16 protein-coding genes are annotated in these 18590 nt (G+C 67.8%); 7 read left to right on the forward strand and 9 right to left on the reverse strand.

Going from position 1 to position 18590, the window contains the following annotated elements; all coding sequences use genetic code 11:
- The first annotated feature begins 82 nt into the window (after positions 1 to 82).
- Together J4O73_RS12710 and J4O73_RS12715 are read left to right on the forward strand one after the other, a co-directional pair.
- Entirely contained in the window at positions 83 to 1480 is a 1398-nt protein-coding gene (locus J4O73_RS12710) for an L-serine ammonia-lyase (RefSeq protein WP_426217817.1), read from the forward strand.
- A gap of 123 nt (positions 1481 to 1603) precedes the next feature.
- Positions 1604 to 1900, forward strand: coding sequence for a response regulator (locus J4O73_RS12715; RefSeq protein WP_426217819.1), 297 nt, complete (start codon positions 1604 to 1606; stop codon positions 1898 to 1900).
- On the opposite strand, the gene J4O73_RS12720 is transcribed toward J4O73_RS12715, so the two are convergent.
- Complete coding sequence (locus J4O73_RS12720) at positions 1863 to 2936, reverse strand: catalase family protein (RefSeq protein ID WP_426217821.1); 1074 nt, start codon at positions 2934 to 2936, stop codon at positions 1863 to 1865. The two genes, J4O73_RS12715 and J4O73_RS12720, sit on opposite strands and share 38 nt — an antisense overlap.
- Positions 2937 to 3161: 225 nt before the next feature.
- On the opposite strand from J4O73_RS12720, the gene J4O73_RS12725 reads away from it, so the two are divergent.
- Entirely contained in the window at positions 3162 to 4244 is a 1083-nt protein-coding gene (locus J4O73_RS12725) for a catalase family protein (RefSeq protein ID WP_426217822.1), read from the forward strand.
- 114 nt (positions 4245 to 4358) lie between these two features.
- Here J4O73_RS12725 and dps read toward each other — a convergent pair whose 3' ends face one another.
- On the reverse strand, positions 4359 to 4895 hold the full coding sequence (dps, locus tag J4O73_RS12730; RefSeq protein ID WP_426217824.1) for a DNA starvation/stationary phase protection protein Dps: 537 nt from the start codon (positions 4893 to 4895) through the stop codon (positions 4359 to 4361).
- Between the two features lie 292 nt (positions 4896 to 5187).
- Between dps and J4O73_RS12735 the strand changes: the two genes are divergently transcribed.
- Positions 5188 to 5370: a hypothetical protein gene (locus J4O73_RS12735; protein WP_426217826.1), complete on the forward strand. Its 183-nt coding sequence runs from the start codon at positions 5188 to 5190 to the stop codon at positions 5368 to 5370.
- 29 nt (positions 5371 to 5399) lie between these two features.
- Here the strand turns inward: J4O73_RS12735 and J4O73_RS12740 are convergent, their stop codons facing one another.
- The 5 genes from J4O73_RS12740 to J4O73_RS12760 all read right to left on the reverse strand — a co-directional run bounded on the left by J4O73_RS12740 (position 5400) and on the right by J4O73_RS12760 (position 13073).
- Entirely contained in the window at positions 5400 to 7892 is a 2493-nt protein-coding gene (locus tag J4O73_RS12740; RefSeq protein ID WP_426217828.1) for a galactose oxidase-like domain-containing protein, read from the reverse strand.
- Positions 7893 to 7923: 31 nt separating this feature from the next.
- Positions 7924 to 8559 carry an SCO family protein gene (locus J4O73_RS12745; protein WP_426217830.1) on the reverse strand — a complete coding sequence of 212 codons (636 nt, stop codon included), beginning with the start codon at positions 8557 to 8559 and terminating at the stop codon, positions 7924 to 7926.
- Positions 8560 to 9683: 1124 nt separating this feature from the next.
- The gene (locus J4O73_RS12750) at positions 9684 to 11021 is read right to left on the reverse strand and encodes an LLM class flavin-dependent oxidoreductase (protein ID WP_426217832.1); all 1338 of its coding nucleotides are present in this window, start codon (positions 11019 to 11021) and stop codon (positions 9684 to 9686) included.
- Positions 11022 to 11035: 14 nt separating this feature from the next.
- Entirely contained in the window at positions 11036 to 12079 is a 1044-nt protein-coding gene (locus J4O73_RS12755) for an LLM class flavin-dependent oxidoreductase (RefSeq protein WP_426217834.1), read from the reverse strand.
- A gap of 4 nt (positions 12080 to 12083) precedes the next feature.
- Positions 12084 to 13073 (reverse strand): ABC transporter substrate-binding protein, encoded by a 990-nt coding sequence (locus tag J4O73_RS12760; RefSeq protein WP_426217836.1) that lies wholly within the window; start codon positions 13071 to 13073, stop codon positions 12084 to 12086.
- 412 nt (positions 13074 to 13485) lie between these two features.
- Here J4O73_RS12760 and J4O73_RS12765 point away from each other — a divergent pair, with 412 nt between their 5' ends.
- From J4O73_RS12765 to J4O73_RS12775, 3 genes are read left to right on the forward strand one after another with little or no spacing between them, the layout of a single operon-like run.
- Entirely contained in the window at positions 13486 to 14706 is a 1221-nt protein-coding gene (locus tag J4O73_RS12765; RefSeq protein ID WP_426217838.1) for an acyl-CoA dehydrogenase family protein, read from the forward strand.
- Between the two features lie 10 nt (positions 14707 to 14716).
- Positions 14717 to 15958 carry a sulfite dehydrogenase gene (gene soxC, locus J4O73_RS12770; protein ID WP_426217840.1) on the forward strand — a complete coding sequence of 414 codons (1242 nt, stop codon included), beginning with the start codon at positions 14717 to 14719 and terminating at the stop codon, positions 15956 to 15958.
- Entirely contained in the window at positions 15945 to 16487 is a 543-nt protein-coding gene (locus J4O73_RS12775; protein ID WP_426217842.1) for a c-type cytochrome, read from the forward strand. Before soxC ends, J4O73_RS12775 begins: the two co-directional genes overlap by 14 nt.
- A gap of 161 nt (positions 16488 to 16648) precedes the next feature.
- Here the strand turns inward: J4O73_RS12775 and J4O73_RS12780 are convergent, their stop codons facing one another.
- Positions 16649 to 17566, reverse strand: a complete 918-nt coding sequence (locus tag J4O73_RS12780) for a TauD/TfdA dioxygenase family protein (protein ID WP_426217844.1) — start codon at positions 17564 to 17566, stop codon at positions 16649 to 16651.
- A 53-nt stretch (positions 17567 to 17619) separates the two neighbouring features.
- Complete coding sequence (locus tag J4O73_RS12785) at positions 17620 to 18579, reverse strand: sulfonate ABC transporter substrate-binding protein (protein WP_426217846.1); 960 nt, start codon at positions 18577 to 18579, stop codon at positions 17620 to 17622.
- Positions 18580 to 18590: the final 11 nt, after the last annotated feature.

Raw genomic sequence — 18590 nt, forward strand, 5'->3', positions numbered from 1 at the left:
TCGGGGTAAAGACCGGATCGGTGGAATGGATCGTGCGATGGGGGCTCACCTGTCCACCATCGGATAAGGACCGCGAGCGGCGATGTTCCTGAGCATCTTCGATGTCTTCAAGATCGGGATCGGGCCGTCGAGCTCGCACACGATGGGGCCGATGCTCGCGGCCCACCACTTCGTCCAGGCGCTGCGCGACCGCGCCGCGCGGCCCCCCGGGACAGCCGCACCCGCCCGGATCGAGGCGACTCTCCATGGGAGCCTCGCCTTCACCGGCAAGGGCCACGCCACCGACCGGGCGGTGATTCTCGGTCTCCTCGGCTACCGTCCCGAAACCCTCGATCCGGACGAGGCCGAGCTTCGGCTGGCTGCCTTGCGCGAAGACGGCCGGATCGCGATCCCCGACCTCGGCCTGGTCGCATTCGACAGCGAAGCGGGGATTGTCTTCGATTACGGCGATCCGCTTCCGGGCCACGCCAACGGTCTGATCCTGCGCGCCTTCGATGCGGCAGGATCGACCTGCCTTGATCGCACTTACTACTCCATCGGCGGCGGGTTCGTGCTGACCGAGGAGGAGATGGCCAAGGGCGAGATGCGCTCCGTCGATGCCTCCGTGCTCCGGCCCTACCCCTTTGCGAACGCGGCGGAGATGCTGGCGATGGGGCACAGCGCAGGTCTCAGCATCGCTGCCATGAAGCGCGCCAACGAGACGGTCGACCGGACGGCGGGGGATCTCGACGCCGGCCTCGACCGGATCTGGGCGGCGATGGACGCCTGCATCGAACGGGGGCTCGTGACAGAGGGCATCATGCCCGGGGGCCTCGGGGTCCGGCGCCGGGCCCCGGGCATCCATCGGATGCTGCTCGACGAGCGCCGGACGAACCGCGTCCAGCCCCACGTGGCGAACGATTGGCTCTCGGTCTACGCCATGGCCGTGAACGAGGAGAATGCCGGGGGCGGGCGCGTCGTGACCGCCCCGACGAACGGCGCGGCCGGGGTCATCCCCGCCGTGATCCGCTATTACCGGGACCATTGCCTCGGGGCCGACCACGCGGGTCTCCGCGACTTCCTCCTGACGGCGGCGGCCATCGGCGGGATCATCAAGACGAACGCCTCGATCTCCGGCGCCGAGGTCGGCTGCCAGGGGGAGGTCGGGTCGGCCGCCGCGATGGCCGCCGCGGGCCTCTGCGCCGCGCTGGGCGGCACCAACGCCCAGATCGAAAACGCCGCCGAGATCGCGCTGGAGCATCATCTCGGCCTGACCTGCGACCCGATCCGGGGGCTGGTGCAGGTGCCCTGCATCGAGCGCAACGGCCTCGGGGCGATCAAGGCGGTGGCCGCTGCCTCCCTGGCGCTGCGGGGGGACGGCACGCACATCATGCCGCTGGACAACTGCATCGAGGCCATGAAGCAGACCGGCCGTGACATGAGCACGCGCTACAAGGAAACCTCGACCGGCGGCCTCGCCGTCAATCTGCCGGAGTGCTGAGGCCAGAGGCGATCCCTCGCCCGCCAGGCCATGGTTCAGGCGGGGTGGACTTGTCGCTGACCTGACCGGTATTTTGGACCGAGCCGATTGGGAGGCGACCGCGCTGTGGAACGAGGCGCGAGCTTGAAGACCGCGTCGCGCGAGCTAGGCTACGTCACCGTCTGGGCCAAAGACGGGCATCAGGCGCTCGGCGAGATCGAGCGCGAGCCCTCCCGGTTCGAGGTGGTGTTCTCCGACGTGGTGATGCCGGGCATGACCGGCGTCCAGCTCGCCGGCGAGATCCGGCGGCGCCGGCCCGGCCTCCCGGTCGCCCTGACATCCGGCTACAGCGACGTGCATCTCGATGTCCGAGAGGGCTCCGTGCAGCGTCCTCGGGGCAAGCTCAACGACCTGCTGGCTCATGGATCGGGCAGCCGTTGAACCGCTGCCGGAATTCTGCGGAGTGCTTGTAGGGCGCGTTTCGGGCGCGGTTGATGTTGCCCAGCGGCCTGTGGGCTTCCAGCCCGGTCCAGACGCTGAATCGCATGCGTTCGTCGACGGCGTCGACACGCCCGGGCTCCCAACTGTCCTGAGGGTGAACCCGGATCGTCGCGACCTTACGGAAGGGTGCCTCGTCTTCCTTCCACTCCACCGTGGGATCCTCGACCGGCTGGCGTTCGAGGTCGCGGCAGAGCTGCACCCGGAACTCCCACACGCCCTCGACGGCACGCATCTCGGACCGCACCGTCTCGCGGATGGCGTTCGGTCGGCCGGAAGCGTCGATCTCGTTGCCGGTCAGGTCGGTCAAGCCCGGCGAGACCGGTACGATGGAGAACTTGGCGATGTAGTCGCCGTACCGGAACGGAGTGACGCTGTAATAGGTCTCGCCGAGCGGATCGACGTTCGGCGCGCCGCCGAGCGAGCCGAGGGTCGGGCTCTCGACCCCGACCGCCTGCAACGCCTTGTTGACCCCTCTCAGTACCGTCGAGGCGAAGACCTTCAGTCCCTCGGCCCGGTCCGTGGTGCCGGCGAGCAGCTTCAGGCTGCCCAGGAACTTCTTCGCGTTCGGGGCCTGGAAGACGGGGCCGTTAACCATGATGAAGTTCTGGGTCGTGCCCTCGGCGTCCGGCAGGCGTTCGCCCGGCACGTCGAGGACCTTCAAGGCCAGGCCACGCGGCAGCGAGACGGCGTCCGGCAGGATGTCGCCCGCATTGGTGGACAGGCGCATGAAGACCTTGTGCTCGCCCGGCGTCGCGAACAGGCCCTGAGCGAGCTCGGGCGGAAGGCCCGCCTCGACCGCTAGGGTCCCTTCCAGGATGCCGTGGGCCTTGGCGTGCACCGAGCGTACCGCGTGCCCGGAATCCTTCGCGACCCTCTCCAGGATCGTGTCGAAGGTCTCGTTCAGCCCGGCGATGGTCTCGCCCTCGTCGGGCATCACGTTCTCGACGTCGGGGCTGTAGCGGACAGGTGCGTGCAAGGTCGGGCGTCCTTCGTTCGGCTGCGGACAGAACTGGGCGAAACGGCCGACGTTCCGGATTGCGGGCCACTCAATCGCCCTTGAACGATCTCGGGGATGTGGCGTTGCCGGGTTGCCAGTCGCGGGGTGCACCCTCGCGGACTTGCAGTCCCACGGCCTGAGGTCGGGCCAGGAACGTCATGCGTTCGGCTCCTCCCGCGGCCGGGCCGCAACGGAGAAACCGCCATGTCCAGCCTTCGCTACGCTCCCGACATCGAGCGGCCCGCGCCGGATGAACAGGAGACCATCGACGGCATCATCCAGGGGATGACTCAGCAGTCGCAGACGGTCGAGAAGCGCGAGCACCACGCGGTCCGCGCGAGCCACGCCAAGAGCTCGGCTTGCGTCGTCGGGGAGCTGGTCGTTTCGGAGAACCTGCCCCCGGAACTCGCGCAAGGCCTGTTCGCCAAGCCCGGCACGCACCCCGTCGCCGTGCGCTTCGCGCAGGGGCCCGGCGAGACCCTGGGCGACCGGGTATCGACCCACCGGGGCATGTCGATCAAGGTGTTCGGCGTGCCCGGCGAGAAGCTCCCCGGGCACGATGTCGACACCCAGGACTTCGTGCTCGCCACCGGCACGACCTTCCCGTCCGGAACCGCAGCGGGTTTCCTGCGGGACGGCACGGTGATCGGCAAGTCGACCGGCATGCCGGAGGGCGTGAAGAGCGCAGTTTCGGCCGGCGCCCGCACCCTCAACAAGGTGCTCCACGCCTTCGGCACGGAGAGCGCCATGGCGGACTTCTTCGGCCATCCCTACAGCCATCCGCTCGCCGACAGCTACTTCAGCCAGGCCCCGATGAGGTTCGGCGACTACGTCGCCAAGCTCGGTGCGGTGCCCGCGACGCAGGCGCAGCGGGACCTCGCCGAATGGCGGCTCGACCCGCATGGGGACGAGAACGGCTTCCGGCATGCCACGGTCGCGTTCTTCCGCGACGACGACGTGGTGTTCGAATTGAAGGCGCAGCTCTGGGCCGATGCCGAGCGCCAGCCCATCGAGGATTCCTCGGTCGACTGGCCAGTCTCGATCAGCCCGTACCGCACGGTGGCGACGGTCCGCCTGCCCCGGCAGGACGCCTATTCCCCCGAGCGGGTGCGCTACTTCGACGAGGTGATGACCTTCCGGCCCGCGCACAGCCTCGCGGCGCACCGCCCCCTTGGGTCGATCATGCGGGCGCGGCTCCAGGTCTACCGGGCGCTGAGCGACTTCCGCCATCGGGAGAACGGCGTCACCGCCGAGAACACCGCCACGCCCGAGAGCATCCCGGCCTGAGCTGAACTCCTCCCACATCACGCGGTGAGGAGTGACCCATGACCCTTTAGGGCAAGACCATCGTCATCCTGACCGCCCCTCCGTTGGATCGGAAACGGAGGGGCGGGGCGTTCCTCAGTTGCGAGCGTCGCCGTCGCGCATCTGGCCCGTCGGCTCCTGGACGTGGGCTTCGAGGAACCAAAGCTGCTTGTCGACGGCGCGCGAGACCTCGGTGAACAGGTCGGCCGTACCGGGGTCTCCCGCCTCGTCCGTCTCGTCGATATTCTCGCGCACCGCATTCGCGTAGGCGGCGTAGCTGTCGATCAGCGCAGCGATATGGTCGGCGATGGCGTAGATGCCGGTCGGGTAGGCGGGCAACTTGGACGACCCCGCCACGACCTGCGCCGTCCCGAGGGCCGTGCCGCCGAGCTGCACCGCCCGCTCGGCCACCTTGTCGTTGAGGTCGCTGATCTCGGCGCGAAAGCCGTCCAGCATCAGGTGGATGCCGATGAACTGCGGGCCCTTGAGGTTCCAGTGGGCCTGCTTGATCGCCAGGGCGAGGTCGATGCCGTCCGCCAGCCGGGCGTTCAGGGCCTCGATGGACACCCTCTTGGCGTTGGACTCAGTGTTGTTACGGGTTTGGTGGGTTCGCGGGGTGCTGCTCGTAGCCATGCTTTGCTCCGTCATGTCGAGGCGGCAATTGTGGAGGGCTGGGAGGGTTCCCTTTATTGGGGGGAAGACGCTCGGTTCTGAGACCCCAGCCCTCCAGACTCACGCCGGTCTGTCGTGCTGCCGCCAGGGCGGGTGAAGGTGGCGGCCCGGGCGAGGCACGCAAGTGACGCGCTTGTGTCACCGGAGGCAGAGGACGGGCGAGCAAGGCACTCCCGTCGCAAGGCGGACTTCTCAACCGCCGCTCTCGTCCGGACCCGAGGCGGTCCCCTCGAACGATGGCGGAGCGGTACAGATGGATCTCGGCATCAGCGGACGGGTGGCCGTCGCGACAGGGGCCAAGTCGGGCATGGGTCGCTCGACCGCCGAGCATCCTCTGCGCGAGGGCGTCCACGACGTCCTGACCGATGATGCAATCCGGTCGGATACGGCTCTAGGAAGAATTTGGCCGACAGGCGACGCGCCCCTCTCACGGTGAGAGAAGCGCGCTTTACTCGGCCTCGGACTCTACCAACGGTAGATGTTGGTATCCTTGCCGACCACGACCGTGCGCATGGCATTCGGGATCGCGACGGAGGTGGCGGCCTGGGTGAAGGGCTGCTGCGTCCAGGCCTCGGTGGCGTTGTCGCCGACCTTCCGCCACAGGCTGCCCGCCACCTTGTTGATCACCATGATGCTGCCGTCGGACGACACCGCGATGTCGGACGCATCGCGGCCGATCTGGACCCACTTGCCGGTCGCGTCGCTGCGGTAGACGTTGTCGTCCATCCCGATGCTGTAGAAGCTGGTGCGGCTCATGGGGGCGACACGCTTGGCTTTGCCGGGTATCTGGTACCACGCGTCCTCGTTGCCGTCGGTGCGCTTCACCCAGATGTCGTTGTTGACGTTGACGATGGCGACCGTGCCGTCCGCGGCGGCGCCGATATTCACCGCACCGTAGCCGACCTGCGTCCAGGACTGGCCGTTTCCGTCGTAGCGGCGCACGGCGCCGTCGGTTCCTACGGCATAGATGCTGTTGACGTTGACGGCGGCGATGTCCTTCGCGGTACCAGGCAACGCGTTCCAGCCGCCGCCGAGATAGTTGCTCCAGATCGATTGGTTGCCCGAGTTGATCCCGAGGATCAGGCCGTCCGACGCGGCGGCGATCCGTGTCACCGTCACGCCGATCTGGTTCCAAGCGCTCGTGGAAGCTGGCCAGCCTGGGATGGCGCCAGCCGTACCTGCGCCACCGCCAGTCGTTCCCCCTGCGGACGTGCCGCCTGTACCCATACCGCCCGCGCTTGGAGGTGCGAAGGTCGTGGCCTGCGTCGGAGCCGTGACGGCATTGCCGAGTGCGACGATGATGCCCGGTGAGGGAACGCCGTTCTTATCGATCGCGATGAGCTGATAATGGCCGGGCGGCACCACGTTGGCCGAGGCCGGGACTTGGACGGTCACCGCGTTGCCCGTGACCGAGAAGGCCGCGGAGTACCGCCGCTGGGTCGAGTTGAAACTATGAGTGACGAGGCTCGTGCCGACGAGCACGACCTGCGACAGCCCATTGGACGATGCCAGCTCGAACTGCATCGACGCGCCGTGCTGCAGTTGCAAGGTGCTGAGGCTCACGATCTGGGGCCGTGGTGCCAGTCCGACTTGCCCGTTCACCGAGGTGAACAGGTAGGGCGGATAATAGATCTCTGCGTTCTGGTTGCTGAATGGCCCCGGCGCGCCGCCACCAGCGCTCAGCAAGGTTCCATTCTGCATCAGGATCGCGGTGGAATGGTAACCGCGATAGATTGCGGCGGCGGCCCCGACGTTCCATTGGCCGGTGGAGGGCGTCCAGATCTCCGTCTGCGTGACCGTGTTGGCCCCGGCTTGATCGTTGTACTTGCTGCCGCCCGTCACGGCGACTTGGCCGTTGGGCAGGACCGTGGCATTCGCCCAGGCACGGCCGAAGCTCATCGGTGCCACGTCGGTGGCGACGGGGGTTGCTCCGTTGATATCGACGACGGTCGCCCGGCTCGACGACAGGAAGCCGTCACCGTTGGTGAAGCTGTTTCCGCCGACTTGGAGGATCTTGCCGGTATCGTACATCACCGCCGTCGAGGCCGGGCCGGAATTGGGAGCGTTGAGCGCGGTATTCGCGGTTTGCGGCGCATTCCGGAACGCCATGGTTGAGACCGAGCCGTTGCCGGTCGGATCGACGAACCACATCTTGTCCGACGAGATGCCGAAGACCTTGCCGTTCGGCGCCACCCAGGCGCGCGGGTACCAGTAGCGGCTGTTGTCGGGGCCGAAGGCGTCCCGGCTGTTGGCGCCGAACAGGGTTGTCCACTTGGTGCCGTCGTAAAGCTCCGGCGTCATACCGGTGTTGTAGCCGTTGTTGATCGACGTCTGCGGGTCGTTGAACCCGGCGGCGTAGGGATAGGTACCACCCAGAATGAGTTGCTTGCCCGCAGGGAGGGTCAGCATGGTGGCATAGTAGCGATCGTAGGCAAGCTTCGCTGCACTCGCGCCGATCGCGGTGGCGCTCGCGTTCAGGATCGCGCTGCCCTTGTCCTGGCCGTTGTCGAAGATGCCGCCCGCCGTCATCGTCGAGCCATCGAAGCGGTAGGACTGCGCCGCGCAAAAGCTGTTGATCCCGACGACCCCATTGAGGGTGACGTGGGCACCTCCGGCAAAGCCTTGAGTGGGATCCCAAACGTCGAACTTACGGCCGTCCTGCACCCCCGGCTGGTCGAGCGGAGTGCCGTAGGACACGACCTTGCCGTTCCACAAGAGGCCGAGCGAAATGGCGTTGATCGGCCAATTGTAGACGCCCGACCACATGCCCGCCTTCGGAGCCGAGGCCGGGATCGTCAGCCCGGCCAGCATCGGATCCGTAACCTGGTTCACGACCACCTTGTACATGGCGGCCTCGACCGGATGCGGCAGGAACCCGGCCAGCATCGTGGCCGACAAGAGCCACCGCCTGTGCCCGCGCATCCGGGCGGCCTGAGGGAAGGACGAGGTCGAAGGCATCGTGAGTTCCATGGTCGGGAGGAGCGTGAGGTCAGTGAGGAGCGTGGGGGGTGTCCGCCGCGCCGGTGGGGGAAGGCCCAAGGCCCTCGGTGAAGGTGTCGAGGACGCCGAGGTCCTGCCGAAGGCGGGAGGTATCGAGGGGATCGCCGCCGTAGGTCATGGCGATCTGGCCTCGGCGATCGAACAGCATCACCATGGCCGGCGGCTCCGGCAGGGCGGAGGCCGGGTGACCGATGGTGGCGAGCAGAGCCTTCGTGGCTTTGACGTCCGAGGCCAGGATATGCACCTCGGCGTCCCGTCCGAGGAGATCCTCGCCGAAACGGCGAAGACGCTGCGGATCGCCGGTCGTCGGATCCGTATTGATCGCGAGGAAGACCACACGACGTTTCAAATCCGCCGGCAAGGTCCGAGCGAGCCTGTCGATCTCCATCGTGCGCGTGATGCAGACGATCAGGCAGTCCGTGCCGATGAAAGAGACAACGGCAAGTTTGTCGTTCAGGAGATCGCGCGTGATTGCCGCGTCGAGGATATCAACCCTGCGTGGCGTGGACTGGTCAGCAAACACCAGTCGATCGAGGTCGCTTGCCGGAGATGCGGTGGCTGCTTGAGCCAGGGCCGTCAGAGATCCGGCCATAACGGCGGCAATGATTGGAAATAGCGTCTTCATTCGTGGCTAATAAAATGATGAGTTGCAGGTTTCAGGGTCCTCTAGCGCACCTTTTGACGATGGAAAATTGCCAAGAGATCAAAGCTCGGCATTTTTCCAGCGGCTATATGAACGGAATAAGTTAATCTAGGATCCTGAGCACAGATGATCCCGCCCGCTTTCGGCTTTTGCAGATGTCCGATTTGGCAAATTTTGGTTTGAAGTCGACCAGCCGCAAACCACCCGAGCCCGCCATTGAGGAGCGCCAGTCGGCGTGACCGTGTGTGGCCGCAAGCGGAAGTGCTGATTTGATGGAGGTCCGCCGGAAGGGCGGACGAGCCCCTATCGACCCACCCCGGTCGTACCGGAAATTGACGACCATTCCCGGAAGCGGTCATTCGTGGACAATCTGGCAGCTTCAGCTTGGCTGGGAAGCAGGCCACGGTCTGTAGCAATCGCGAGGAATAGAGAGGCTGATATGCTTTCTGATAAGCTTCGCTTTCGCGATCATCCTCATTCCCTTGGGGTATGCCCTAGGCTGGGTCGCATCCTACTATCTGGGAGATAAGGGTGACGTGGGGAGCACCTTTCTAACTCTGCTTACTGTGCCTCTAGGGGTCGTAACCGGATTTGCTGCAAGCGTGATTTTAGCGGCGAAGCTATCTGGGTCGCGATGACGGTCTCGCCGGTTAAAAGCGGGCCTACCGAAATCCACCCAACCTAGCTATTCAGCGGCACCCGCCGATGCGACGGGAGTTGGTCGTCAGCCACCCGTCTGCTTGTAAGGCCGTCTCATGCCAAAGCGGACGAAGCAAACTTCTATCGAGTTGAGCGAAAGCCTTCAGTTCGTGATCGCTCGTTCCCGGCCTCATTCCGCGCCGACCCCGTCCAGCTGGCGCGGAGCGTGCAATGCCGCGGCAGGGTGTGCAGCGCCCGCAGGAGGCGGTGATCACGGCTCTGTCGGACATCCCGGAAAATGCCCTTCCGCCTCGTCATGGTCGGAGGAGAAGGTTTCTGTCGCAGCTGGCCCGAACAGAAGCACGACCTTCAATAAACCATTGTGATAGCTCGATGTTTGTTGAGCGAACTCGTTTTGGCAAGGGTCGCTTCCCGGCCCCGCCCGGCAAAGCCTCCGGGCGCTTTGCTCACGCCGAAAGCGAGCGGCCGGTCGCGGCGTAGCGGCTCGCTGGCCGCGCCAGCCCCAGGTGGTCCCGCAGGGTTGCCCCGGCATAGTCTTGCCGGAACAACCCCCTGCGCTGGAGGATCGGCACGACGGCGTCCACGAAGGTCTCCAGCCCCTCCGGCAGGACATCCGGCATCAGGTTGAAGCCGTCCGCCGCGCCGGCCCGGAACCACGCTTCAATGTCGTCGGCGATGGCCTCCGGCGTGCCGACGACGATGCGGTGGCCGACGCCGCCGCCGAGCGCTCGCAGGAGTTGGCGCACGGTGAGCTTGTCCCGCCGCGCAAGGGCGACGGTTCCGAGGAACATCGTGTGGTTGGCGTCCGGCGGCAGGGGCAGCGGGTCGGGCAACGGCTTGTCGAGGTCGAGCCGGGCCGGGTCGATGCGCAGCGTGCCGGCGAGCCGGGCGAGGCTGTACTCCACCGGCACGAGATCCCAGAGTTCGTCCTGACGCCGCCGCGCCTCGGCCTCGGTCGAGCCGATCACCGTGGCGAGGCCCGGCAGGATGACCAGTTCGTCCGGGTGGCGCCCGTAGCGCGCCGCCCGCGTCCGCAGGTCCCGGGCATAGGCCGCGCCGTCCTCGATGGTCTGAGCCAGGGAGAACACCGCATCCGCCGTGGCGGCCGCGAGTTCGCGCCCATCCTCGGAGCCGCCCGCCTGGAAGGTCACGGGCCGCCCCTGCGGGCTGCGCGGCACGGTGAGCGGCCCCGCGACGGCGTAGTGCGGGCCGCGATGGTCGACCGCGTGGACCTTCGCCGTATCGACGAACCGGCCGCTCGCCTTGTCGCCAACGAAGGCGTCATCCTCCCAGCTGTCCCACAGGGCATGGACGAGGTCGGTGAATTCACGGGCGGGGGCGTAGCGGGCGCCGTGGTCCGCGGCGCCCGCGAAGCCGAAATTGCGGCCCGCAGACGCGTCCGCCGTCGTCACCACGTTCCAGCCCGCCCGGCCCCGGCTCACGAGGTCGAGGCTCGCGAAGCGGCGGGCGAGATTGTAGGGCTCGTTGTAGGTGGTCGAGGCGGTGGCCACGAGGCCGATATGGCGCGTCGCTGCCGCGACGGCCGCCAGCACGACGGTGGGTTCGAGGGCGTTGAACGGGCGGTCCTCGATCCGGTCGTTGATGGCCGGCGTGTCGGCGAGGAAGATCGCGTCGAGCTTCCCGCGCTCGGCGATGCGGGCAACGCGCACGACATGGTCGATGTCGATGAAGGCGTCGGGCCGGCTCTCCGGCAGCCGCCAGGCCGACGGGTAGACGCCCGAATGCAGTAGGTTGACGTTGAGGTGCAATGGGCGGTCGCTCATCGAAGCCCTCTGGGTCAGCGGATGCGGGGGATGACCTGCTCGGCGAAGCGGCGCATCTCCGCCTCGAAGGGCTGGAACTGCAGCATGAACAGCTCGATGCCGGCGGCGTGGAAGGCGCGGATCCGCTCCGCGACCGCCTCGTAGCTGCCCACGAGCCCGGCCGCCGTGCCGCCATTGGTCCCGACATGACGGGAGGCCGCCGCGTCGGTCTTGGCGAACATCACGCTCGCCGCATCCGTGCGCGCACGGGTGTCGGCGCGGAGATCCGCGTCGCGATGGGCGAGGGCGAGGAGCCGGGCGTGCTCGGCGTCCGCCTCCGCGTCGGACTCCCGCGCGATCACGAAGGCCGAGAGGCCGTAGCGCAGGGGCCCGTTGGCGGCAGGGCGCCGGGCGACGTCGGCGATCAGCGCGGCGACATCCTCGAGCGGCTGGCCGTTGATGAACCAGACGTCGGCGTGGTCGGCGGCGAGCGCCCGGGCGGGTTCGGATTCGCCGCCGAGATAGATCGTCGGCCGTGGCCGGAACGTGCCGGCGGGGCGGAGCTGGTAGTCTTCCGTCCGAAAGTGTTCGCCCCGATAGGTCACGCGCTCGCCGCGCATCAGCCGGTCGACGAGGCCGATCCACTCGCGGCCATAGGCGTAGCGGTCGTCATGGGCCGGGAAGGGCAGGCCGGCGCGCTCGAACTCGGCCTTGTTCCAGGCATTCACGAGGTTCAGGGCGAAGCGTCCGCCGCTGATATGCTCGATCTGGAGGGCCATCTTGGCGAGCACCACGGGGTGGTAGAGCCCCGGCTTGATCGCCGCGATGATCTCGATCCGCTTCGTCAGCGCCGCGAGCGCGGCCGCGCCGGTCCAGGCTTCCAGCTGGTCACGCTGAGGGTCGTAAGGGTTCATCGTGTGCTGGGCGACCAGCACCGAATCGAAGCCGAGCGCCTCGGCCTCCAGCACGAGGGCGCGGTTGCGCTCCCACGTGGCGTCGTCCGGCTCGTCGGGATCGTGGTGGGAGGCGCGGGAGCCGTGGACGGCGGCCCAGATACCGAAGCGGGGAACACTCGCCATGGCCTCAGCCCCGGCCGGCAGGGATCGCGAAGATCGGCACGTCGGTGGCGTCGATCCGGCGAGGGATGAGCTTCGCCTCGTGGAACACATCGGCGATGGCCTGCTGTTCGCCGAGCTGCGCCCGCTCCACCGGCTCCACCGCATAGGTCCGGCGGCTGTTGGCGGCGGCCACGACGGCCGGGGGCAGATCGCCCCAGATCGGCGCCAGGAGGGCTACGGCCTCCTCGGGGTTGGCCTTCATCCAGGCGCCGGCCTCGACGAGCGATCGGTAGACGGTCGCCACCACCTCGGGCTGCGCGGCCACGAAGCTGTCGTTGACGAGGTAATAGCGGTGGTAGCTCGTCAGCCCCGTGCCATCCGCGATGACCCGCACCGGGCGCTTGGCCTCGGCAAATGCCAGGAACGGATCCCAGATCGACCACGCATCGAGGGCGCCCTGATCGAAGGCTACGGCCCCCTCCGGTGCCTGGAGATAGGCGGGCTTGATGTCGGCGAGCGACAGGCCGGCGCGCTTGAGCGCGGCGGCCAGCACATAGTGGCTCCCCGAACCCCGCGAGACGCCGACCGTCTTGCCCCTCAAGTCGGCGACGGTGCGGATCGGCGAATCGGCGGGCACGATGATCGCCTCGGCCGAGGGCGCACCCCGCTCGCGGGCATAGAAGGTCAGGGGCGCCTTGGCGGATTGGGTGAAGATCGGCACGGCATCGGCCACGTCGGCATGGATGTCGACCGCGCCGGCGTTCATCGGCTCGATCACGCTGGTGAACAGGTGCCAGGTCGGGGTGAAGCCGAGCGGGGCAAGGCGCTCGGCCAGCGTGCCTTTCACCTTGAGCACGGTGAACAGCACCGACGAACGCTGCATGCTGATCTTCACCTCGCGGGGCCCTGCGCGGACGGACGGGGCGCCGAGCGCGAGAGCGGCCGCTCCGCCGAGCCCGCCACGCAATAGGGCGCGGCGGGAGGAGCCGAACCGGCCCATCGTGTCATCGGTCATCGGGCACTCGCGAATGGCAAGGAAGAGCGGTGGGTGGGCGCCGGGGCACGGGGGCCTACGCGGCGCAGGCATTGAAGGCCAGCAAGGCGCGGCGGATCAATGAAACGCGTTTTCGAATTATCGGACGAACAGGAAATCGCCTCCCACAGAATAGCAATTTCCGAATAAGTCTTCCCTGTCAGCCGATAGAACGCAGCAGATCGCTATCACAAGTTGCGCCGACAGATGAATGGAACGCGCTTCCACGTCGAAGCACCGCTGCAAATACAAAAATCTCTCGGCGGATCCTCTGCGATAACTCACTTCTAAAGTTAAGGTTCGGCTTGAAATCTGGGTTGCGATTGGGGGCTGGCTCACGGATTCCTCTGGCAAACGCCCTGAGGCGATGTCGGAAAATCGGAAAGTCAAAGCCATGTCGCAGACGGATGCGGGCTGGGGTGCGGGGCCGAGCGCACGTTACGAAGCACTCGCGGAGCGGTTCCGCCCGGTCTTCGCCGAGATCCGCGCCGCCGCCGTCGAGCGGGACCGGGAGCGCCGCCTGCCGCACGCCGAGATCGGCTGGCTGCGGGAGGCGAATTTCACCACCCTGCGCTTCTCGCCCGAGGCGGGTGGCCACGGCGCCAGCCTGCCGGAACTCTTCGCGCTGCTGATCGAGCTGTCGGCCGCCGATTCGAATGTCACCAATGCGCTGCGGGCGCATTTCGGCTTCACGGAGGACGCGCTCTGCTCCTCCTCACCCGAGTGGCGGGCGGCCTGGATCGCGCGGATCGGCGCGGGCGAAACGATCGGCAGCGGCGTCTCGGAGACCGGGCCCGCCAAGGTCGGCGCCTTCGACACGGTAGTGAGGCGGCGCGACGGCAAGCCCGTGGTCGAGGGGCGGAAGTTCTACACCACCGGCTCGCTCTTCGCGGACTACATCCATCTCTCCGCCGACGACGAGGCCGGCGGGCCGGTGACGGCGGCCGTGCCGGTGCGCGCGCCGGGCGTCACCATCGAGGACGATTGGGACGGGTTCGGGCAGGCGCTCACCGCCAGCGGTACCGCGACCTTCGAGAGTGTGGCGCTCGACCCCGCGCTGATCAAACCGGATCCGGCCCGCTTCCCCTACGCCATGGCGTTCTTCCAGCTGGTGCATCTCGCGACGCTCGCCGGCATCGGCCGTGCAGCGGCGGACGACGTAGCGCGGCTGGTGGCCGAGCGGACCCGCGTCTACAGCCACGGAAATGCCGGGCGCACCGCCGAGGATCCGCAGATCCAGGCCGTCGTCGGGCGTGTCCGCGCCAACGCCTATGCGGCGGGCGCCATCGTGCTGAAGGCAGCGGAGGCAGTCCAGAGAGTCCACGACGCGCACCAAGCCGGATCGCCCGAGGCGGAGCGGCAGGCGACGCTCGCTGATGTCGAGGTGAACCAAGCGGTCAGCGTCGTCACCGACCTGATCCTCACGGCGACGACGAACCTGTTCGACGCGCTCGGCGCCTCGGCGGTGAAGGTGGGCGCCGGGCTGGACCGGTACTGGCGCAACGCCCGCACCATCGCCTCCCACAACCCGCGCATCTATCGGGACCGCAGCGTCGGCACCTTCGCGATCTCCGGCGAGGCGCCGCCCCGGCAGTATCGCGTCGGATCGGCGTGAGGCGACGGGCATGAGCGACAACGAGACGACGATCCCCGCCCGGCGACGCTTCCTCGTGCGGGGCGCGGCGGCGGCCGTGGGCGCGGTGGCCGGCGCCGCCCGCGCCGAGGAGGCGAGCCCGCCCGGCATCCCGGACTGGATGAAGGCGCCCGGCGCAGATACCGGCAGCCAGCCCTACGGCACGCCATCGCGCTTCGAGGCGGGGATCATCCGCAACGTCCCGAAAGGGCTCAAGCAATACATCTCGGCCTCCACCCGCACGCCTCTACAAGATCTCGACGGTATCCTCACGCCGAACGGCCTGTTCTACGAGCGCCACCACGGCGGCATCCCGGACATCGACCCGGCCCGCCACCGGCTCCTGATCCACGGGCTGGTGGAGCAACCCCTCATCCTGACCATGGAGGACATCCGGCGCTTCCCTAGCGAATCGCACATCCACTTCCTCGAATGTTCGGGCAATCCGGGCTTCGAAGCGATCAAGGGTAAGACGGCTTCCGACCTCGTCGGGCTCGTCAGTTGCGCCGAGTGGACGGGCGTGCGCCTCGCGACGGTTCTGCGGGAGGCCGGGCTGAAGCCGGAGGCGAAGTGGGTCGTCGCCGAGGGCGCGGATGCCGCCGCGATGACCCGCAGCATCCCGATCGAGAAATGCCTCGACGACGCTTTGCTGGTCTACAGCCAGAACGGCGAGCGCCTGCGCCCGCAGCAGGGATATCCGCTGCGCGTCTTCCTGCCCGGCTTCGAGGGCAACATGAGCGTGAAGTGGCTGCGCCGCCTCAACGTCAGCGCGGAGCCGGCCTATTCCCGCGAGGAGACCGCCAAGTACACGGACCTGATGCCGGACGGCACGGCCCGCCAATTCACCTTCGTCATGGAGGCGAAGTCGATCATCACCCGGCCCTCCGGCACGCAGCGGATCGGCCCCGGCTTCCACGAGATCACCGGCATCGCCTGGACCGGGCGCGGTAGCATCCGCGCCGTGCAGGTCACGATGGACGGTGGCAAGAGCTGGCGGGAGGCAGCGTTGCAGGAGCCGGTCCTGAACAGGGCCCTGACCCGCTTCCGCCTGCCCTGGACCTGGGACGGCCAGCCGACGACCATCGCGAGCCGCGCCATCGACGAGACCGGCTACGTCCAGCCGAGCTTCGAGGACCTCACGGCGGTGCGGGGCCTCAAGTCCTTCTACCACAACAACGCGGTGGTGCCCTGGCGCATCGCGGCGGATGGGGAGGTCGCCAATGGCTACGCGTAACGTCCGGGCGCTCGCCGCCGCGTTCTGCGCGTTCGGCATCGGCAGCGCGACTCACGGCGCGGAGCGCTTCGGAATCGGCCGCCCGGCGACAGAGGCCGAAATCACGGCCTGGAACATCGACATCGACCGCGACGGCCGGAAGCTTCCGGCCGGAAGCGGCAGCGTCGCCCACGGCCGCACCGTGTTCGAGGAGCAATGCGCCTCCTGCCACGGCGGGCGGGGTGAAGGCGGCACGGGCGAGCGGCTCGCAGGCGGACAGGGAACGCTTGCCACCGCCAAGCCTGTGAAGACGGTCGGCAGCTTCTGGCCCTACGCGCCGACGCTGTTCGACTACATCCGTCGGGCGATGCCGATGAACGCGCCGCAATCGCTCAGCGACGACGATGTCTATGCTGTCTCGGGCTACGTCCTGCACCTGAACGGGCTCGCGCCCGAGGACGCCGTGTTCGATGCGAAATTGCTCTCGGCCATCCGTATGCCGAACCGCGACGGCTTCATCCCGGACCCGAGGCCGGATGTGAAGCCCTGACCGTCGGCCGGTGCGCGCGGAAGGATCCGCGCCGACGCCGTGCCGTCTCTCGCCGTCGCCGTCTCTCGCCGTCATTGCGCGTACGGCAGAGCCGCAGCGAGCCAAGCCCGCCGCGGCTGCATGATCGCGTCCTTGCTGAACCCGCGCGCCGGGGGCTAGGCTTAGGCGGCCTTGCCCGCCTGCGTCTCGCGCGCCCGGCTGCGACGCCCGTCCGTGCTGACCGGTGCGACGCCCTGGATCGTCACGCGCCGTACCACGCGCGGTTCGTCATCATAGTCGTCCACGGCCCGGTGCACCGTCGCCCGGTTGTCCCAAATCGCCACGTCACCCTGCCGCCAGGACCATCGAACGGTAAATTCAGGCCGCGTCGCGTGATCGTGGAAGATCGCGAGCAGGTGCTGCGAATCCGAGGTCGTCAAGCCGAGGATCCTCTGGATGAAATGCCCGACGATCAGCGAGCGCTCGCCACTTTCCGGGTGGACATGAACCAAGGGATGCTCGGTCTCGAAGACGGTGCGGGTGAAAACCTCGTCGTACCGCCGCCGTCCGGCATCCGATACGTTCACCCGCCCGCCGACGTAGTCGTAGACATTCGAGTGCACCGCCCAGAGGCGGTCGGCGAGGTCGCGCAAAGCCTCTGGCAGTTCGGCATAGGCTGCCGCGGTATTGGCCCACAGTGTGTCGCCGCCATAGGCCGGAAGCGTCACCGCACGGAGGATCGAGATCGCCGGATAGTTCGGCACGAAAGTCACGTCGGTGTGCCAGGAGCTGGCACGCTCGCCCCGGCTGCCATCGATGTCGAGGGTCCCCGCAGTGCCGTCGAGGGATGGCACGGTCGGGTGCGGGACGAGATCTCCGAGCAGCCGCCCGAAGGCTTCGTGACCGGCCTCGTCCAGGGTCTGGTCGCGGAAGAAGACCACCTTGTACCGAACCAGCGCCTGCCGGATCGCCGCGACCGTCGCGGCGTCGAGGTCACCGGAGAGCGCGATGCCGCGGATCTCGGCACCGATGCGCCCGGCGACGCGGCGGATATCCAGGGCGGGCGCGGCGGTGTGGAGCGAATGGAGGACGGCACTCATCGAGAAGACTCCTCTGAGGGGTGATGGCAGGGGACGGGTTATCGAAGCGGTTCTCAGGTCCTCGGCGGGGCCCACACGATGTCCCGCACCTTGATGGGGCGGGGGATCAGGCCGAGCCGGAAGAACCGGTCGGCGGTGGTCTGCTGGGCGGTCAGGATCTCGTCCGAGAGCGGGCGGACGGCGAACTCCGTCCGGTCGGCGGCGACCTTCTGGACGGGGTAGGGAACGCCCGTGACGGCGGCGAGCGACTGCGCGACCTCGTCGCGATGCGTCCTTGCCCAGCCCGCTGCCTCGGTCAGGCCCGACAGGGCGCCGGCGATGAGGCCGGGATTCTTCTCCGCGAAGGTCCGGTTGGCGAGAAAGAAGGACGAGACGTCGTGGGTCTGCCCGGTGGTCGCGAGCACGCGTGTCTCGCCGCGCGATTGCGCCAGGGCGAGATAGGGATCCCAGATCACCCAGGCATCGACGCTGTCGTTCGCAAAGGCCGAGCCGGCATCGGAGGGCAGCAGGTAGGCGGGCTTGATGTCGGAGAAGCTCAGGCCCGCCTTCTCGAGGGCGGCGATGAGGAGGTTATGGCTGCTCGTCCCGCGCCCTACGGCGACGGTCTTGCCCTTCAGGTCAGCGACCGACCGGATCGTTGAACCAGCTTTGACCAGGATGGCCTCGCCATCGCGGGTCGGTGCCGCCGCGCCGACATAGACGAGGTTGCCCCCCGCCGCCTGTGAGAAGATGGGCGGGGCGTCGCCGGTATAGCCGAAATCGATGCCGCCCGCGTTCAGCGCTTCCAACAGGGGCGGCCCCGCCTGGAACTCGACCCAGCGCACGGCAACGCCCTGCGGTGCCAGCTGCTTCTCGATCAAGCCCTGCTGACGGGCGACGACGACGAGGCCGACCTTCTGATAGCCGATCCTCAATTCCTTCGGAGCGTTCTGCGCCAGGGCACCCGCCCCGAGGGAGAGGCCCAGAGCCAGGAATCCGAGAAGGGTGGCGGCACGGCGTCTTGTCGTGGTCAAGGCAACGGCTC

It is taken from the genome of Methylobacterium sp. NFXW15 (assembly GCF_049887755.1).
GTDB lineage: Bacteria > Pseudomonadota > Alphaproteobacteria > Rhizobiales > Beijerinckiaceae > Methylobacterium.